An 18,682-nucleotide genomic window follows, 5' to 3' on the forward strand; every position below is an offset into this window, starting at 1 on the left:
ATCCGTAAATCATTAATAAATATAGAGCGGCTAGGAAAAGTGTGGTCACAGGCATCTTCTTGTCTTCGAGTTATTATGGTAATGGTGGACATCGTGTTATCATCAACGGGTTAAGATTCTAATCTGGTAACCCAAACTGACAGTAGTTATGGCTTCTACTGCCTTGATCTGACAAGTAACAGCCAAAGTCTCAGATGAACTTGCTGTTACCATTTTTAACCTTTAAGGAACTATTACAAGCCCTGACTCTGCTCAGTGGCAGGTCGATGACTGCTAATTCCCAGTTCTTCTTTTAGAGTGGTAACTCTTCAAGGTAATTGCTTAAGCTGTCAGCCCATTGGACTAACTACTTCCTCTGGTTCAAATTCGCTTCAGAACGTTAACCTATCTATAAGCTTTCGAGAACAGAGGGGTAAATTCTCAAAACCCTTACTACTAACTTAACATAAGAATTGCAAAATGGATAATTTTTTTGAGGATTCTAGGGGGGTTTAACCAGTTTTTTTCGAGAAAATGGCCAATTAAGTTTCATTGTCTGGAAAGGTTAGCTTAAAATAAATACAAGAATATGTAAACTTTCGTAACTGAAAAACCAGGTTTAACTAACTGCATGATCTCAACAACCTCTTTCTTTACCCCTGTAGAAAACGATTTACACCTGTTGACAGACAACCTCAAACGCTTAGTGGGGGCGCGTCATCCTATCCTTGGAGCGGCGGCTGAACACTTGTTTGATGCTGGTGGTAAACGCATTCGTCCGGCCATTGTTTTATTAGTTTCACGGGCTACCATGCTCGACCTTGAGATTACCTCTCGTCATCGCAGACTGGCAGAAATCACCGAAATGATTCACACTGCCAGTTTAGTCCATGACGATGTGGTGGATGAGGCAGCTTTACGGCGCAATGTACCAACGGTTAACAGTTTGTTTGATAATCGTATCGCTGTGTTGGCAGGAGACTTTCTCTTTGCTCAATCTTCTTGGTATTTAGCGAATCTTGATAACTTACAAGTGGTTAAGTTACTCTCGGAAGTCATTCGTGATTTTGCTGAGGGAGAAATTTTTCAAGGGATTAATCGCTTTGACACCAGTTTGACTTTAGAGGCTTATTTAGACAAAAGCTATTACAAAACAGCGTCTTTAATGGCTAATAGTTCTAAATCTGCTGCCATTTTAAGCGATGCTTCTGCTGAAGTCATAGATAGTCTGTATAACTATGGCAAATATTTAGGATTAGCCTTTCAAATTGTGGATGATATCCTCGATTTTACCTCACCTACAGAGGTATTAGGCAAGCCCTCCGGTTCAGACTTAATCAGTGGGAACATTACCGCCCCTGCTTTATTTGCTATGGAGGAAACCCCTTATCTAGAAACCTTAATCCAACGGGAGTTTAGTGAAGAAGGGGACATAGACAAGGCTTTATCTATCATCAGTGAAAGCCAAGGTATTGAGCGATCGCAAGAATTAGCTGCTTATCATGGACAACTGGCCCTTAAACAGTTAGCTTGTCTCAAACCTTCTCCTTATTCTCAGTCCCTAACTGATATAGTTGACTATGTTTTGAGTCGTCTTTATTAAGAGTCTATGCCTCTTTTTCACTTTGATAACTGTCCTTGTTTAAAAAATGTTTTGAAAAAAATTTAGGTTAATTAATAACTTTTTTAACCATACCTTGTCATGGGCTGAGGGTGTTTGCTATTTTAAGAGAATTAGCAATTATTTACTGAATCTCTTTTAAACGGAAAGTGTCTTACGCCCTTGACTTTGGTACCAGCAATACAGTGATCACTCGTGTCAACCCAGTGACACAACAACCGGAAATTATTAAACTTCCAGGTTGTTCTCAGCAAGTGAACAATAAACCCCCTTTAATTCCCAGTCTAATCTATGTTGAAAATGCCAGTAAAACAGATGTTTTAGTTGGTCAAACTGTTCGAGATCGTGGTTTAGATTTAGCCAATGATCCACGATTTTTCAAACAGTTTAAGCGAGGTATTGGAACAAATATTCAAGGATTTTTACCAGAGTTAGATGAAACTAATGTAACTTTTGAAAAAGTAGGAGAATGGTTCTTAAATACTGTTATTCAAGAATTAAAAAGTGAGTCGGCAAATGACATAAATTCCTTAGTTTTGACAGTTCCCGTGGATAGTTTTGAAACCTATCGTCATTGGTTAGGTAATGTTTGCCAAGGATGGAATATCGAACAAATCAGACTATTAGATGAACCCACTGCCGCAGCTTTAGGGTACGGAACCACAGGAGAAGAATTATTATTAGTTTTAGATTTTGGTGGGGGAACTGTTGATTTATCCTTGGTGAAATTAGAAACAGAAAACTTACAAAAAAATCAAGGATTTATTTTAAAATGGGGTCAAAATTTATTTGGTGAAAGTACAAGTCAAAAGCCTAAAATTGCTCGTGTTTTAGCTAAAGTAGGATCTAACTTAGGAGGCTCAGACATTGATAATTGGTTGATTAATTACTTTTCCAAGACTCAAAATATTCCTATTTCTTCCTTAACATTAAGATTAGCAGAAAAATTAAAAATCAAGTTATCTTCCCAAAATAAAGCCAACGAGGTTTACTTTAACGATGAAACCCTAGATAGTTACGAGTTAGGGTTAGATAGAGACGGTTTTGAAAGTATCTTAAAAGAAGAACAATTTTTTGATAAATTAGATGATTTGATGACACAGGTTTTACAACAAGCAAGACGCAATGGTATCGAAAAAAGAGATATTGATGGTATCTTATTAGTAGGAGGAACAGTACAAATTCCTGCTGTACAAACTTGGGTAAAACAATACTTTGATGAATCAAAGATTAAATGCGATCGTCCTTTTTCTGCTATTGCAGAAGGTGCCTTAAAATTAGCCCAAGGATTTGAGGTCAAGGACTTCTTATATCATAGTTATGGTATCAGATACTGGAACCGTCGTAAAAACTGCCATAGTTGGCATTCTATCATTAAATTAGGGCAATCTTACCCCATGAATGAACCTATAGAAATTAAGTTAGGTGCATCCATCGAAAATCAACCCAGTATTGAGTTAATTATAGGGGAATTAGGGTCAGAAACTGGGGGAACAGAAGTGTATTTTGATGGGGATAGATTAGTAACTCGTTCCCTAGCAAATGCTCAAAGTAATGTGCAACCTTTAAATGATCGAGATGGGGCGAGAACTTTAGCTAAATTAGAGCCTTTAGGAATGCCTGGAAGTGATAGAATTAAGTTACAATTTTGGGTGGATGAACAACGATTTTTGAGGGTAACAGTCGAGGATTTATTAACACAAAATAGTTTAGTTGACAAGCAAATTGTTACAGAATTAAGCTAGAAGTTAATCAGTTATTTGGTTTTAATGAATTCTTAATTGATATTTAGCTCAATATTATTCTTTAACGCTTTACTAAGGCTTAGATTATATTGATTTTCGCTATTGATATAAAAACCCATATAATAAGAATTGGTACTTCTGTGATCACTCCTAAATATAAAACAATGAGAATTTTTCCAAGACTATTATTGACTCTTCCGTATGCGTTTTATGCGGGGTTTCTGCTGCCGATTCATGTAGCTAAAGCTGAAACTGTGTGCGTGAGGACTCCTAGTGCAGCTTGGCGAAAGTAATCCACCAGATTTTTACAGAAACTTTCGTGACCAGCCACGACAATGTGTTTCAATGAAACTAACGGAAGAATCTCGAAGTTGATGTCCATGATAAAAGCATTGCCAATTAACCTCTCCAACCTACAGAAAACAGTACTCCAACAAATAGTGAGAGGGACAACAAACCCCTATCGCCTTGTTAGACGAGCCAAGCTAATCTTAGCCGCAGCATCAGGAGAGAGCAATAGTTCGATTAGTCGAAGATTAGAATTAGACCGAGTACAAGTGCGTCAGTGGCGATCGCGATGGTTTGAGGAGAGAGAAAAACTGAGTGCCGCCGAAGAACAACAGGTAACGGAGAAAGCATTAATGGTCTTGATCAAAGGAATTTTAAGCGATCGCCCAAGACCTGGAACAACAAAATCCTTTACGGTCGAACAAGTAGTCCAGATTGTAGCGATCGCTTGTGAAGAATGTGAAAAATCAGACAGACCAGTGAGCCATTGGACACCTTCAGAGTTGGCGGATGAAGCCATAAAAAGAGGAATTGTCGAAAAGATTTCCCCCCGTAGTGTGGGGCGTTTTTTAAAAAGAAGCGACATTACAACCACATCTCGTTCGTTACTGGTTAAATGCCAAAATTGATGATCCCTTAAAATTTAAAAAGCAAGTCAAATATATCTGTGAACTTCATCAAGAAGCTAAAACTTTGTTAGAACAAGGAATTCATTTAATTAGTACAGATGAAATGACAGGGATTCAAGCTCTTGAGAGATTATTTCCGAACAAAAGAATCAAGCCTAAACAAGTAGAAAAAATCGAATTTGAATATGAAAGACACGGAACTTTAAGCTTGATTGCGAACTGGGATGTGGCAAGAGGAAAAGTTGTTAGTCCCTCTATTGGATCGACAAGAACAGAACAAGATTTTTCTGAACATATCCAGAGAACGATTAAGATTGATGAAAAAGCAGAATGGATTTTTATTGTAGATAAACTCAACACTCATAAATCGGAAAGCTTAGTCAAATTAGTAGCAGAAAGCTGTGGAATTACTATTGATTTGGGGAGAAAAGGAAAGGAGGGGATTTTGCAATCTATGGACAGCAGAGCAGATTTTTTATCAGATGAATCTCATCGAATTCGCTTTGTTTATATTCCCAAACATACATCGTGGCTTAATCAAATTGAGTGTTGCTTTTCGATCTTAGTCAGGCGTTTACTCAAAAGAATTACTGTCCGTTCAACTGAAGAACTATCCCAAAAAATTCTCAATTTTATTGATTACTTTAATCAACATTTTGCTAAGCCGTTCGTTTGGAAATTTAAGGGCTTTAAAGGTCATAAGTGACTGGTGGATTATTTTTGCTAAGCTGCACTAGAGAGGCTGATCAGTGAGTGAAATCTAAAATGAAGGATGTACATTTATCAAACCGATCTATTCTGATACAACGATTAATTATTTTAGGAACTCCTTTTGTTCTTGGTCTGTTGGAAATTACTCACCCCATTGGGATGATGAATAAAACCCCTTTTCAGTCCGTTGTCCCTAAAGTCGATTGGTGGATTACCCTTCATTTATTACAACTTCCTTTGTTTGGATTATTAGGAATCGCCGTTCTTTTATTAGTTAATAATCTCAAAGGATTACCCGTCATGATTAGTCGGATCGGTATTGCTTTTTTTCTCATCTTTTATACCGCTCTTGATTCCATTATGGGTATTGCTGGAGGTGTACTTATTCGTAGTGCCAAAGACTTATCCAAGAATATCCAAATCTTTGCCGAAAAACAATTTAATTTATTGTTGTTTGATCCCATTTTTGGAGGTAGTACCTTCTCCCTTATTTCTGTGTTAGGAGGGGGTGGTTGGTTAATAGGAATTATAGCAGCAGTGATCGCTTTAAAACGTGCCGGTGCATCCCTGTTCTCAGTTGTACTCTTGATTGCTTCTGGTTTCTTGTTTGGTTTAGCTCATGTTCCCCCCACTAGACCAATAGGAATGGCTTGCTTTTTTATTGCTGTTGCCATGATTGATCCTCGTATTTGGATGGGTGAAAAAATATCTTAATTTTTTGTATTTGTATAATGTCATTCCGAGCAATAAGGAATCTCTTTAACTACAATTATTAAGTTAATCATGTCATTCCGAGGTACGAGGAATCTCTTTAGCTAAAATTATTAAGTTAATCATGTCATTCCGAGGTACGAGGAATCTCTTTAGCTAAAATATAATCTCTATCAATATCCCGTTAAATAAATTAACATCTTTGTCATGAAGAAAATTAAATCCATCATGTCCCGTTTAAGCTTAGCAGTTATTCTGATAAGTATGACAGCTTGTGCCGTTCCTTCAACTTCAGATGTGGCGGAAGGTGACATAAAAAAATCAGAAGTATTATATCAACAAGCATTAGAAAAAGTCAAAAAAGGTGACTTAAAAGCAGCATTAGAAGACTATAATCAAGCTATAGAAGCTAATCCTCAAAACTCCGACGCTTATAGTAATAGAGGTAATGCTTATTTTCTTTTAAAGCAACCAGAAGAAGCGATGAAAAATTATAATCAAGCTATTAAGTTAGATCCTGAACTATCACGCCCTTATTATAATAGGGGTTTCCTTTATCAAAGAGAGGGAAAACCAGAACTAGCCGTTAAAGATTATAATAAAACCATTAGCTTAAATCCTGATTATATACCAGCTTATTTGAATCGAGCGGTTGTACTTTCTATATTGGGGGATAATCAAGGAGCTATTGAAGATTATAATAAGGTAATAGAAACTGATCCTAATCTTCCTCAACTTTACTTTAACCGTGCCGCTTCTTATTCAGAATTAGGAAATCCAGAAAAAGCAATGGAAGATTTAGAAAAAGCATCACAACTTTTTGCTAAACAAGGTAATACAGAAGCTTTAGAAAAAACCAAGGAAGTAATGAGTCAAATAAAACAATAATCATGGTTCTAATCTACTATAGAGACGTTTTAGGTAACGTCTCTATAAAAGGTAAAAATTCCTCAAACCGCAACTAAGCAAAGAGTTTAACCAAAAGTCAACTCTAAATTCTAAATTGCGCCTAATAAACCACTATGTCTTAATAAAGGTTCTGTTTGTGGTTCCCTTCCTCGAAAGGCTTTAAATACTTCCATTGGGTCTAAACTACCTCCTAATGCTAACACGGTATCTCTGAATCGTTTTCCTGTGCTTGAAACGGCTTTTTCATCGTTTAAACCCACTTCTTCAAAGGCAGAAAAGGCATCAGCACTTAATACTTCTGCCCATTTGTAACTGTAGTAACCTGCTGCATAACCCCCGGCAAAAATATGCCCAAAGGCACACAAAAATGCGTCTTCGGGTAACGGTTTGATCACCGTTGTTTTCTCAGCAATACGGTTACGAACTTCTGCATGAGTTTCATTACCATTTGGTTGATAACGATGGTGTAATTCCAGATCCAAAAAACTAAAATGTAGTTGTCTTAACATGGCTGAGCCACTCATATAATTACGAGCAGAAACTAACTTATCGTAGTAATGTTCTGGTAAGGTTTCTCCTGTTTCATAATGCTTTGCCATGTTAAATAAGGTGATGCGATCATAACACCAATTCTCCATAAACTGGCTGGGTAATTCCACCGCATCCCACTCTACATTATTAATTCCAGCAGCCCCAGGATAATCTACTTTTGTCAACATATGTTGTAGTCCATGACCGAATTCATGAAATAAAGTTGTTACTTCATCAAAGGTCATTAAACTTGGTTTTCCATCCACGGGAGGAGTTTGATTACAGATTAAATAAGCAACAGGTAAACGGGTTATAAATTGCTCTTCTAGCTTAATTTTTGCCCGTCCAATACAATCATTCATCCAAGCCCCTCCACGCTTCTCTGCGGGGCGACTATAGGGGTCTAAATAGAAGTTTGAGATCGCTTCTCCTGCTTCATTATTAACCTGAAAATATCTTACATCTTCTTGCCATATTGGTGCTTGTCCATCAGCAGCAGTTATAGTTACCCCAAAGATTCTTTTTGCTAAAGTAAATAACCCATCTAATACTTGGGGTAAAGGAAAATAAGGGCGTAGTTCTTCAGCAGTAAAGTTAAATAAGGTTTCTCGTTGTTTTTCTGCCCAATAACTCACGTCCCAAGGCTGTAAATCATCGGTTTTGGCAAAGGCTTTTAATGTTTCTAAGTCTTTTAGTGCAGCGTCATAACTTACGGTTCTTAACTCTTCTAATAACCCTTCTACAGCTTCAACATTAGGAGCCATTTTTCTAGCTAAACTAACCTCAGCATAGGTGTTATAACCGAGAATTTCTGCTTGTTGTTTCCGCAGTTCTAAAATACGCTCAATTAACGGTTTATTGTCTAATTCTCCACTAGATGCACGGGAGATAAATGCTTTATAAACCTTCTCTCTTAAGTCCCGTTGGCTACTATATTTCATAAAGGGAACATAACTAGGATAATCTAAAGTAATTAGCCAAGGTCCTGTTTCTGGGGTAACGTTATCTTCTCCTTCTGCACGGGCAGTTTGTGCTGCTAAACTGAGTAAACTTGCGGGTAAACCTTCTACTTCTTTCTCTGTAGTTAGTTTCAGTTTAAAGGCTTTAGTTGCATCTAAAACATGGTTAGAAAATTTGGTAGATAATTCCGCTAATTCTAATTTAATTTTGTTGAATTTATCACGGGTTTCTCCTGTTAAAGCAACCCCCGATAATTCTGCTTCTTTGATAGCTGTTTCAACAATCCGCTTTTGAGCATTTTCTAAACTATTCCATGACTCGCTTGCTTGAAGGGATTTAAAGGCTTCATAAATGGGCTTACTTTGACCTAACTTATTAATAAATTGAATAACTTTAGGTTGTGCAGTTTCGTAAGCTTCACGAAGTTCAGGACTATTTTGAACCCCCATTAAATGTCCAACAATACCCCAACTCCAACTAAATTTTTCTTCTATTTTTGTTAGAGGTTCCACTAAACCTTCCCAGGTAGGTTTAACAGTGGTTTCTAAATCATTTAATTTAGTTTCCAATTCTTGCAATAATTCAGTCATTGCAGGAATAATATGATCAGGAGTAATTTTATCAAAGGTCGGTAATCCTTTTCCGATCAATAAAGGGTTATTGGTTACAGTTGCGTTGGTCATAGGTGAGTGATAATAAATCAAAGATTGATACTTTTTTCAAGTTAGTCGTGAAAAATTTTGCTAACGACTAGCTTATATTTTTACTGTAACGCAAAATTTACCTTGAACAAGTTCAGTCTAAAAGACTGTGTTCCCATCTCAATGGCGTTTGCGAGCTTATTAGGGGTCGAAGTGGTAGTCACCTACCACGACTCCCATTCCGAACCGTGCGTGAGACTTTCACCTCACACGGCTCTCGGCAATTAGTCCCTTGTCGTGGGTACTGTTAAAACGTCGTCTTTCCATTCATAGCCATTATCTAACCAATCATAGAGATAGTCATTTTTGCTTTTAGCATCATGACAGTGACGATGTAGAGCTTGTAGATTGTCGTACCTGTCCTTTCCACCTTTCGATTTTGGGATTATGTGGTCAACTTCTATCAAGTCATCGGGTGTAAAGTGTTGCTTGCAGATAGGGCAGATACCTTTTTGTTTCTTTAAGAGTTTTGACACTCTCATTGGTGTTCCAGTGTATATTCCCCGTCTTTTGCTCCAGTATGTCCAGTTTCCGTCATATGGTGAGACTTCGGCCCTAACCAATTGATGTCTTTTTATTTCCGTTTCGGCGTGGTAGTAAAGGACCATTCCATTTGTTTGAAATGTCCATTTTCCGCGTCTTCCGTATGAGAAATATTTTCTGAGGGCTTCAATCAGTGGGGTCCTATTCTTTTTCCTGCTGACTGTCCAGGCTCTCAGCATATTCCATAATATGTGGTCTTCGGTGTCGAACGTTTCCTTACTGCATACAGTTCGGTAATAATTACACCATCCTCTTATTATGGGGTTTAATTTTGCAATTAATGCTGCTTGTGGGGCATTCTTGTTGGCATTTATGACCTTTTTGATCGCCTCATGGTGAGCTAGTATTTTCTTTTTGCTTGGTTTGATTATAGTTTTGAATCCAAGTATCTCACGATGGGGTGTTTTCCCAGAGTGGTATTTCCCTACGGGGTAGGACTTTATGTTGAATCCAAGAAAATCGAAACCAGGGTCATGGTTTTTCCGTCGTGTTCAATACTTTTTAGAGTATGTCTGATGGAAGTCTTTTCTGGTTTTAGTTCCAGTCCGACTTGTTTCAACCATTGTGCAATTAGATTTTTACATTTTAGAATAACGTCGTAGTCCTCATGGAGAACTACGAAATCATCGGCATAACGGATGATTGCAGGTTGGTATCCTGTTTTGTAGCTACCATCTTTCCTCTTTTTATTTGCAGGAAATTGGTTTCTTATATCATTAATCAATCCGTGTAGTGCAATATTAGCCAATAAAGGGCTTATTACACCGCCTTGGGGAGTTCCTGAATCGGTTTCCTCAAATATACCCTTGTCCATAACACCGCATTTTAGCCATTGTTTAATGACTATTTTGACGTTATTAGGACAATCTAATTTGGACAGTAGGTGGTCATGGTTAATCTTATCAAAACATTTGGATATATCGGCATCTAGAGCATATTTGGCTTTTGAATTGATTACCGTGTATATCCTTTGTATAGCGTCTTGTGCGCTTCTGCCTGGACGAAAACCGTAAGATGTTCCCTCAAATTGGGCTTCCCAATATGGCTCTAAGGCTGATTTAACCAAGGCTTGCATTACTCTATCTTTCATGGTGGGAATTCCCAGACCACGTTTTTCTTCTCTTCCAGGTTTGGGAATCCAAACCCGTCTGAGTGCCTTTGCTTTGTAACCTTTTAAAGCTAGTTCTTTGGCTAACTTTAATCTTTGGTTGGGGCGTAATGCCTTTTTCCCATCAACGCCAGCAGTTTTTTTGCCTTGGTTGTCTTGGGTTACTTTGCGTATGGCTAAGAGCTTTGCGTAATGTGACTTTAACAGTAACTTCTGAAGCTTTTAGCTTTAACTTTATTACCTGATTTAAGGTGATTTCCAAGAAAAAGTTCCCCACCCATTCTCAGAATCTGTTTGTAGAACATCTCAAATAAGCGAAAAGGGAAAAATAAAAAGTTGTTCGCGGATACTTTCCGCGAACAAAAACCTCCCTATCTAAAAGAAAGAAATACGCTAACTTTTAAATTAGCTTTGACTATTTTTAAAAAGGAAATTCACTTAATTTTACACTCTTATTAACTTTTTAGACTAACTGGGTCTAATCAAAATGTCCCATTTAGGTAAGTGAGGATTACGTTCTAAACGTTTCTCAATTTCCTTCATCTCTTTTTTCGTTAAAGAAATGCCTTTTTGATAAACTTTTTTACTTAACTTAACTATCGGATTTAAGCCTTTCCATGTCATAGTTTTTACCCAAGCTAACATCGTTTGAGCATTTCTCAGAAGTGTTCCGTTCCAATGCCTCTCTAAAATTCCCCAACATCTTTCTATGGGATTATATTTACTGTGATAAGGAGGAAAATATAGTAATTGAATAGATTTCTTAGTTTGGTCGGCAAACTCTACCATTCTCTTCAAAAATTGCCTTCTTATTCCACTATTTTTTGGTCCATTATCAACTTTAATTTGGATGTTCTCTAGTTGCTGCTTTTCAGTTATACTCAGACTTGTCCACCATTGCTCCAAGTTATCTACCATGAAATCACTCGTTTTATAAGAACTTCCAAAAGTTACATAAAGTTACCCTGTATCTTCATCTACAATCCCACAAGGAACGTATTTTTCTTTAGTTCCCATATCATGATCTTGAGCTTGATTATAACCTCTAGTTTGTCCGCCACGTGAATATTCTCCTATTTCCACAGTTGCTTTACAATCCATACTTAAACGTTTCACAGAAGGGTCTTTTTTTCTATCTTTTTTCTCTATATTCTCGAAGATAGCGTCCGTCTCCGAGATTTTTTTTAGGTTTAGCTTTTACCACTTTTCTTAATCGATAGCCCAAACGATTTAAAATATCTGCCATTGTCGAAGCAGCAGGAACCTCCTCTCCATTATATCCTAGATTTCTTAATTGTTTAATGGCTTCAGCCGCCGTTAATCTTGTATAGGCAATGGGGTTATTAAATGTGGGGTTTTGTTGTGCGTGAGCTTCGGCTATTTCTTTCAATGATTGGGCAACTATTGGGTATCTTTCCTCCCATTTTTTACATCCACTATTGACTGATTGTAATCCTAAACACACTATCCCAGTTCGTTTTTCATGTAATCCAAGTTGAACATTTTTTCTCCCCCAACCAAACACGATTTCGGTTTGTCTGGCACTTCCTCCACAATACTTGAGACACATTTCAGCTTGAAATGAACGACGCTCTGCTCCCGTCATTTTTGAGGCTGCTAAACGTAAATCATCGACCATCGACGGGGTTAAGGGATGATTTGTCTGTTTTAGCTTCAATTTACTCTCTCTAATCTTTTTACCTCTTCATTTTAATCTATTTCTTCTGTTTTTTCAGACAAGCCAATTATGAAATTTTAAAGTTGTGTACCAAGATCCGCTAACTCTTTGTTCCTTTTATTTCTTGAAAGCCTTTAGTCCAAGCGATTACCCCCTATGGGAAAAGCTTTCTCGGAAATTACCTTAGAGCTATCGCCGATGAACAGTTGGCGAACAATGTCTTCATGATTGAGTGGCTAGTCAAGGCACAACAACAGTTATCTCTTCAACAAAGACTGATTGACCAGCAACAACAACAAATCTCTACACAACAGCAAGAAATTGAAAAATTGAAAGAAGAGAGAGATAAGCTAAAAAACCGTAACTCAAAAAACAGTTCAGTCCCCCCATCATCAGACCAACTAAAAAAGCCTTCTGACAAAAAGAAACGCAAAAAAGGATTTAAACGCGGACCAAAATATGACCACCCAGGGAAGACCCGTAATGGTTTTGGTCAGCCCGATAAGATAGTCACTTTAGAACTAGAAAACTGTCCTGTTTGTGGGGGTTCAGTGGAACGAGATGAAGTAGTTCCCGAAAAAGTCCAGCAAGTGGCTGAAGTAGTAGACCAACCCATAGAAATCAGGGAATATCGTCGCGGATTCTATAAATGTCCTAGTTGTGGATGGTCAGATTACAGTCCTGTTCCATTGGGAGTTAAAGAAGGATTCCGTTATGGGGCGCGATTAAGTAGCATCGTGGGCTGGCTTGGCTATGGGGGTAATCTTACATGGCGTAAACAGGAACATTTTATAGAGTATGTCTTTGGCATTCCCATTTCTCAAGGGAGCCTTGCCAAAATGCACAAATGGTTTCAAGAAAGTTTAGAACCCTTGACCCAACAGTGGTTAAAGTACATCCAGCAGCCAGGAATCCGATGTGTTGACGAAACCAGTTATTGCATCGATGGCATCAAGTATTGGGTTTGGGTAGCCACATCAAATGAGGTCTGTGTGCTGATGTTGGCTCCCACTAGAAGCTCCGCAGAAGTCGAGAAATTGTTAGGAGCAGATTTTAAGGGCATCCTCACCAGTGACTGCTATAGTGCCTACTTTAGACAAAGTGCGATGGCCAAACAGAAATGTCTGGCACATTTAGAACGAGAGTTAGAGTCCCTTAAAACCAGTCGTTTTCAAGCGAATCGAGAATTTGCTGCCGATGTACAGCAAGTTTTAGCAACCGCCCGTATCCATTATCGTCATTATCATGCTCGAAATTTAACCCTTGAAGACTTAGGCTCCAAAAGAACAGAAGTCGAGAACTCACTGCAAAAGATTTTTAAAGCAACTCCCAAAAAAGGATGGCCTTATGATGCACAAAGATTGATTAACCGTCTCAAACGTCATTGGGAAGAGTGGTTCACCTTTCTAACTTATCCTGAAGTCAAACCAGATAATAATGATGCTGAGAGAGCTTTACGTCCCATTGTCATTCACCGCAAAGTAAGTGGGGGAGCAAGAAGCGACTGGGGTGCAGAGTTAGTCACCCAAATGTTCAGTTTTTTAGAGACCATGAGATTACAGGGGCAAAATGCCATTGTCCAATTATGCGAATTATTTTCATTAGCTGGTCGGAGTCCCCCAGGATTAGAGATGTAAAAGGCTCCGGAGCCGATGGGGGATAGATTTTTCTTGATCGCCCTATCTCTCTGTACAAAAATAAACAGGGTTAGCGGATAATCTCCGCTAACAAAAAACTATCTTACTATTCTTTTTTTTTTCTCATATTGTTGTTTTTATTTGAGGTTTTTAAAGGACTTGATTCTGGGAATGTTAGTCATTAAAATAGCCGTAACAAATTAGCTTAAATTTTACGCTAAATCACAGGGCTTATATTTTTGTTGACTCAACTGATGTTGTTTGTAGTGCTTTTCAATAAGACTTTTTTGTTGCGGTGAGCAGTTACTATTCTCGGGATCATAGACCAGACTTAAAACAATGTGTCTTGGATTTAATAACAAGCCAAGATGGAGATATTCCATTATTTGTGAGAGTAGGAGATGGAAATGAATCTGATAAAGCTGTATTTGGAAAAGTTTTAGTAGAATTCAAAAAGCAAATAAAGTTTGATAGTATCATGGTTTGTGATAGTGCTTTATATGGTCAAGAAAATCTCCAACTAATCCAACATTTAAAATGGATAACGAGAGTTCCAATGACCATAAAAAAAGCAAAAGAATTAGTGCAAAATATAGAGGTGGAAGAAGTAAAAGATGAAGATAAAGAAAAAAGAAGTGACCTAAATTTAGAAAGTTATACCTGGAAAGAAGAAATTGTTACTTATGGTGGAATCAAGCAAACTTGGTTAATAGTCTTGAGTGAAAAAAGACAGAAAAGTGATTTGGAAAAACTAGAAAAACAACTTTCCCAAGAAGAGAAGAAATCCCAAAAATTTCTTAAAGAAATACAATCTGAAGAATTTGAACATCCTCAAGCTGCTCGATATAAATTAAAAGCTATTAATAAAAAATTGAGATTGTTGGAAATAAAAGAAGTTGAACTGATTGAAACTTACTCGAAAAAAAAGGAAAAGATTTATAAAATGATTAGTCTGATCATCAAAAAAGATGAAGAGATAAGTAGAAAGACTAAAGAAGCAGGAAAATTTATTTTAGCAACTAACTTAGTAGAGGAAAATAAATTAGAAGCTAGTGAAATTCTGATAACTTATAAAAACCAGCAATCTACGGAAAGAGGATTTCGATTTTTGAAAGATCCCTTATTTTTTACTGATAGTTTCTTCGTTGAAAAACCAGAAAGAATGGAAACAATGTTATTTTTAATGTCTTTGTGTTTGTTGATTTATAACTTGGGGCAAAGAGAATTAATAAATTGTTTAAAAAGAGTCAAAAAAGGAATAAATAATCAAGTAGGGAAAGTAACATTGCGTCCGACTTTGAGGTGGATATTTCAATGTTTTCAAGGTATTCATTATGTGATTTTAAACGGAGTTAAACAAATTGTCAATTTAACAGAAGAAAGGCGTTTTATATTGAGTTTATTACCTGCATCTTGTCAAAGATATTATCTATAAATTGAATTGGATAAAGCAAAAATAATAAAAGAATAAGAGTCTAATGATATCAAATGAGAAGAGGAAACTCTCCTTCGTTTGTGCTGAGTCTTGCTAAGTTTTCAATGAGTATAAATCTTCTTAATTTGATTATTTTTCCTAAAAATTTAATGAAAAGAGAAATATTCTTGCCCAGGTATGATTTTCGGACTTTTTAAAACTATGTATTTTTTTATACTACATTTTGAAGTGCGGAATCTGGGTTAAGAAGACGTTATCAAAAACTTAGAAAACAACTCCAAAAAGCCAATAAGCGTAAAGTAATTAAGCGCCTAGAATCTAAAGAAAGACGCATCATAACCTACATCAATCATTGTATTTCTAAACAGTTAGTTCAATTGGCCAAAGACTATGGTATGGGATTGAGATTTGAAGATTTATCTAAGATTAGGCACACTTCAAAACAATCTAAAAGAGTTAGGTCTGATGCTGGAAATAGTCGCCATACTTGGTCATATTTCCAGTTAGAAACGTTAACTCGTTATAAAGCTATCAAGAATGGTGTACCTTTTGAATTAATACCTGCACCCTATACTTCTAAATCAGACCATAGAAATGGTGTAATTGGGAAGAGAAATGGGCATTTTTTTAGAGGTTTTGATGGTTATCAATGCAATTCTGATTGGAATGCCAGTCAAAATATAGGTCAATGGTTAGGTTTTTCATGTCCTTTAGACCTTGAGAAAACTGTATCTGTAATGGATGCAGACGGTTTAAAGGATGGGGTCAATGGGAGTCCCCCCTCGCGCGTTCCCATGCGCCGTGCAACGGCGCGGGGTCGCTCGTCCTAACTAGGGTAATGTCTAATCAGGTGGATTTATCCCCTGATTAGATAACCTCTAGAATCCCTGCGGTTTTAACCCAGGGAGTCTCAATAATTGCCCCTTTCTCTATGGTACAAAGGGTTAAAATTTTTCACCACTGAGAATAAATATGGGATCAACCGCAGCTAGAGTTTGATAAATCCCCCTGGTTTCTAGGCGGTTCACCCCCCCTTGAACTACCTCTATATTCCGTGCTTGCAGGGCTGATAAACCCTCTGAAATGAGATAAAGGTTTTCTAGGTTAGAAGCTGTGGCTACTAGCCGTCCTTCGGGCTTTAATCGTAGCCACAGTTCTGTTAAGATTTCTTTGATAGGTTTTCCCCCTTCGAGGCAGATGCGATCGGGTAGGGGTTCTAGTTCGTTGAGACAGTTGGGGACTTGTCCTTCAACAATTTTGACATTTTGTACACCAAAGCGATCGCAGTTTTGACGAATCAGGTTAACTACATCTTCGTCTCGTTCAACGGCAATAATCTGACTATCAGGACATAATATGCCGAGTTCAACGGGAATAGTTCCTGTTCCTGCACCAATATCCCACACCACTGAGTCTTGTTTCAATCTTAAGGCTGAAATTAGCAATAAACGGACTTCTCGTTTACTGAGGGGGATACCTGGTAGTCTTGCAAAGAGATTATCAGGAATACCAGGGGTTTTATAAGGCCAAAGCATAATTTTATAACCTTTTGGGTGACAGGAAATTTCTTTGATTAGCTTTTTAACATTTTAGAACGGACATAGTCATGACTTGAAACAAATTTGAAAAAGTGGAGGATAATTTTGGCAATCTTAGGGCGACTCAGGAATTTAGATAATGGCTTAGGTAATTGCCGAAATCGCAAAAATTCTTGAAGTATGCTTAAACCATCAGAATGAGTCGGTAATTGTTGAATAATTTTATCAAGTAATTGGGATGAAGTAACTGTGTATTCTTGCTTAGCTAAAAACTTGGCACAGTTTAAATGAGCCTTGAGATTGTCAGGGGTCATTTTTAACCACTGATTTAAGACTTGCTCAATATTGGATTCTTGGGTTAAAACCAATAGTTGAAGATACTGGAACCAAATACTCACATTGTTGGGTTGATGGTTCATCAGTTGGCGAGTGATTGTCAAGGCTGGAGCATATTCCCCTTGCTGTTTTAGGAACTTACTTAGCAAAAAATTGGCTTCCAAATCATCTGGAGCTAGAAAAACAACCCTGTGTAAATATTTTTCTGCCAGTTGAAGTTGGTTATGTTGTAGCATTAATTTACCCAGAGCTTTCTGAACAATAGCGATGTCCTCGTCATATTGAATAACTTCTGCTAAAGTCTTTTCATAAGCTTTTTCTCGTTTTAAATCCCGTAACCAATTGGCCATAATCTCATAGCCAACAATCGGGATTTGTTCTTGAGCAATACTCTGATTGAGAGTTTCTAGTGCCTTTTCCTTCATTCCCTTTTGCCAATAGGCATGACTTAAATTACGATAAACCCAATAAGACTGAGTGGATTTGAGGCTGAGAGCATTTTCGTAATAGGAGATTTCTTCACTAAGATTCCCAGTTTTAGCTGCACGGCGAGCCTCTGTAAGGACAATAATTTCTTTTTGTTGCTGATAAGTTTCTAAGTTAGTTTGAAGTTGGGTGAGGCGGTTGGGATCTTTTTGATTAAGTTCCCAAAGTTGACGAGATTGATTTAATTGTTGGGTTAAACCCAGATTCCGCACTTCAAAAAGTAGCATTAAATACTACAAGCCTGGGGTTAATAATTAAGTATAATTGCTTAAGCTCTTGAAGACAAAAAAGTGGGATAATTGCTTAAGTTGTTTCCTCTGTAAAAAAAGAGCGAAAAATGTCTTATTTAGAAGAAATACAAGTTAAAAATTTAGACCATTTAGGGATAGTAGCTGGTTTAATTGATGAAATAGGAATAGTCAAAATAATTAATAATAAATTAGGAATAGATGTTAGAGAAAAAATCTCAGCAGGTACAGTAGTTAAGTCTATTTTAATCAATGGACTAGGATTTGTTTCAAGACCTCTATATTTATTCAGTCAGTTTTTTCAAGATAAAGCCATTGAGAAATTGTTAGGAGAAAGAATTAAACCTGATTACCTTAATGATGATAAAATTGGGAGAGTAATGGATGAATTATATAAATATGGACTAAATGATATTTTTATTGAAGTAGTTTTAGAAGTAATTAAAAAATTTAAAATAGACCTTAAATACTCCCATTTAGATTCCACATCATTTCATTTAGATGGAGAATATAAAAGGGAAGAAGATAAAGAGAAACAGGAAGAAGAAAAAATTATTAAAGAAAAACCAATTTTTATTAAGAAAGGATATTCTCGGGATCATAGACCAGACTTAAAACAATGTGTCTTGGATTTAATAACAAGCCAAGATGGAGATATTCCATTATTTGTGAGAGTAGGAGATGGAAATGAATCTGATAAAGCTGTATTTGGAAAAGTTTTAGTAGAATTCAAAAAGCAAATAAAGTTTGATAGTATCATGGTTTGTGATAGTGCTTTATATGGTCAAGAAAATCTCCAACTAATCCAACATTTAACATGGATAACGAGACGTTCCAATGACCATAAAAAAAGCAAAAGAATTAGTGCAAAATATAGAGGTGGAAGAA

Annotated in this window: 10 protein-coding genes and 5 pseudogenes; 10 read left to right on the forward strand and 5 right to left on the reverse strand. The window is 37.0% G+C overall.

What is annotated here, in order from left to right:
• Window positions 1–610: 610 nt before the first annotated feature.
• From sds to CWATDRAFT_RS08680, 6 genes are all read left to right on the forward strand, one after another.
• Window positions 611–1,582, forward strand: coding sequence for a solanesyl diphosphate synthase (gene sds / locus CWATDRAFT_RS08655; RefSeq protein WP_007304655.1), 972 nt, complete (start codon window positions 611–613; stop codon window positions 1,580–1,582).
• Window positions 1,583–1,749: 167 nt separating this feature from the next.
• A complete protein-coding gene (locus tag CWATDRAFT_RS08660) occupies window positions 1,750–3,345 on the forward strand; it encodes an Hsp70 family protein (protein WP_007304656.1) in 1,596 nt (531 codons plus the stop codon).
• 335 nt (window positions 3,346–3,680) lie between these two features.
• A complete protein-coding gene (locus tag CWATDRAFT_RS08665; protein WP_007303150.1) occupies window positions 3,681–4,262 on the forward strand; it encodes a helix-turn-helix domain-containing protein in 582 nt (193 codons plus the stop codon).
• 64 nt (window positions 4,263–4,326) lie between these two features.
• Window positions 4,327–4,968 carry a transposase gene (locus CWATDRAFT_RS08670; RefSeq protein WP_007304657.1) on the forward strand — a complete coding sequence of 214 codons (642 nt, stop codon included), beginning with the start codon at window positions 4,327–4,329 and terminating at the stop codon, window positions 4,966–4,968.
• 59 nt (window positions 4,969–5,027) lie between these two features.
• Window positions 5,028–5,687, forward strand: a complete 660-nt coding sequence (locus CWATDRAFT_RS08675) for a hypothetical protein (protein WP_007304658.1) — start codon at window positions 5,028–5,030, stop codon at window positions 5,685–5,687.
• Between the two features lie 204 nt (window positions 5,688–5,891).
• Window positions 5,892–6,572 (forward strand): tetratricopeptide repeat protein, encoded by a 681-nt coding sequence (locus tag CWATDRAFT_RS08680; RefSeq protein WP_007304659.1) that lies wholly within the window; start codon window positions 5,892–5,894, stop codon window positions 6,570–6,572.
• Between the two features lie 110 nt (window positions 6,573–6,682).
• Here CWATDRAFT_RS08680 and CWATDRAFT_RS08685 read toward each other — a convergent pair whose 3' ends face one another.
• The 3 genes and pseudogenes from CWATDRAFT_RS08685 to CWATDRAFT_RS41695 all read right to left on the reverse strand — a co-directional run bounded on the left by CWATDRAFT_RS08685 (window position 6,683) and on the right by CWATDRAFT_RS41695 (window position 12,075).
• Window positions 6,683–8,767 carry a M3 family metallopeptidase gene (locus CWATDRAFT_RS08685; protein WP_007304660.1) on the reverse strand — a complete coding sequence of 695 codons (2,085 nt, stop codon included), beginning with the start codon at window positions 8,765–8,767 and terminating at the stop codon, window positions 6,683–6,685.
• A gap of 242 nt (window positions 8,768–9,009) precedes the next feature.
• Window positions 9,010–10,687 (reverse strand): annotated as a pseudogene (ltrA, locus tag CWATDRAFT_RS08690) (group II intron reverse transcriptase/maturase); the annotation flags it as partial.
• A 217-nt stretch (window positions 10,688–10,904) separates the two neighbouring features.
• Window positions 10,905–12,075 (reverse strand): annotated as a pseudogene (locus CWATDRAFT_RS41695) (ISAzo13 family transposase).
• A gap of 185 nt (window positions 12,076–12,260) precedes the next feature.
• Here CWATDRAFT_RS41695 and CWATDRAFT_RS08710 point away from each other — a divergent pair.
• From CWATDRAFT_RS08710 to CWATDRAFT_RS08720, 3 genes and pseudogenes are all read left to right on the forward strand, one after another.
• Complete coding sequence (locus CWATDRAFT_RS08710) at window positions 12,261–13,751, forward strand: IS66-like element ISCwa4 family transposase (protein WP_081450932.1); 1,491 nt, start codon at window positions 12,261–12,263, stop codon at window positions 13,749–13,751.
• A 304-nt stretch (window positions 13,752–14,055) separates the two neighbouring features.
• Window positions 14,056–15,186: pseudogene (locus CWATDRAFT_RS08715) on the forward strand (IS1634-like element ISCwa1 family transposase); the annotation flags it as partial.
• A gap of 242 nt (window positions 15,187–15,428) precedes the next feature.
• Window positions 15,429–16,016: pseudogene (locus CWATDRAFT_RS08720) on the forward strand (zinc ribbon domain-containing protein); the annotation flags it as partial.
• Window positions 16,017–16,130: 114 nt separating this feature from the next.
• Here CWATDRAFT_RS08720 and cbiT read toward each other — a convergent pair.
• Window positions 16,131–16,721: a precorrin-6Y C5,15-methyltransferase subunit CbiT gene (gene cbiT, locus CWATDRAFT_RS08725; protein WP_007304667.1), complete on the reverse strand. Its 591-nt coding sequence runs from the start codon at window positions 16,719–16,721 to the stop codon at window positions 16,131–16,133.
• A 38-nt stretch (window positions 16,722–16,759) separates the two neighbouring features.
• The gene (locus CWATDRAFT_RS08730; RefSeq protein ID WP_007304668.1) at window positions 16,760–17,773 is read right to left on the reverse strand and encodes a tetratricopeptide repeat protein; all 1,014 of its coding nucleotides are present in this window, start codon (window positions 17,771–17,773) and stop codon (window positions 16,760–16,762) included.
• 110 nt (window positions 17,774–17,883) lie between these two features.
• Here CWATDRAFT_RS08730 and CWATDRAFT_RS08735 point away from each other — a divergent pair.
• Window positions 17,884–18,682 (forward strand): annotated as a pseudogene (locus tag CWATDRAFT_RS08735) (IS1634-like element ISCwa1 family transposase); the annotation flags it as partial.

Origin of the sequence: Crocosphaera watsonii WH 8501, assembly GCF_000167195.1 — a bacterium.
Classification (GTDB): Bacteria; Cyanobacteriota; Cyanobacteriia; order Cyanobacteriales; family Microcystaceae; genus Crocosphaera; species Crocosphaera watsonii.

What these genes read in the sequence shown, in the direction of transcription:
- sds (WP_007304655.1), top strand. Translation starts at nt 611, where the DNA reads ATGATCTCAACAACCTCTTTCTTTACCCCTGTAGAAAACGATTTACAC.
- CWATDRAFT_RS08665 (WP_007303150.1), top strand. Translation starts at nt 3,681, where the DNA reads ATGTGTTTCAATGAAACTAACGGAAGAATCTCGAAGTTGATGTCCATG.
- CWATDRAFT_RS08675 (WP_007304658.1), top strand. Translation starts at nt 5,028, where the DNA reads ATGAAGGATGTACATTTATCAAACCGATCTATTCTGATACAACGATTA.
- CWATDRAFT_RS08680 (WP_007304659.1), top strand. Translation starts at nt 5,892, where the DNA reads ATGAAGAAAATTAAATCCATCATGTCCCGTTTAAGCTTAGCAGTTATT.
- CWATDRAFT_RS08685 (WP_007304660.1), bottom strand. Translation starts at nt 8,767, where the DNA reads ATGACCAACGCAACTGTAACCAATAACCCTTTATTGATCGGAAAAGGA.
- cbiT (WP_007304667.1), bottom strand. Translation starts at nt 16,721, where the DNA reads ATGCTTTGGCCTTATAAAACCCCTGGTATTCCTGATAATCTCTTTGCA.
- CWATDRAFT_RS08730 (WP_007304668.1), bottom strand. Translation starts at nt 17,773, where the DNA reads ATGCTACTTTTTGAAGTGCGGAATCTGGGTTTAACCCAACAATTAAAT.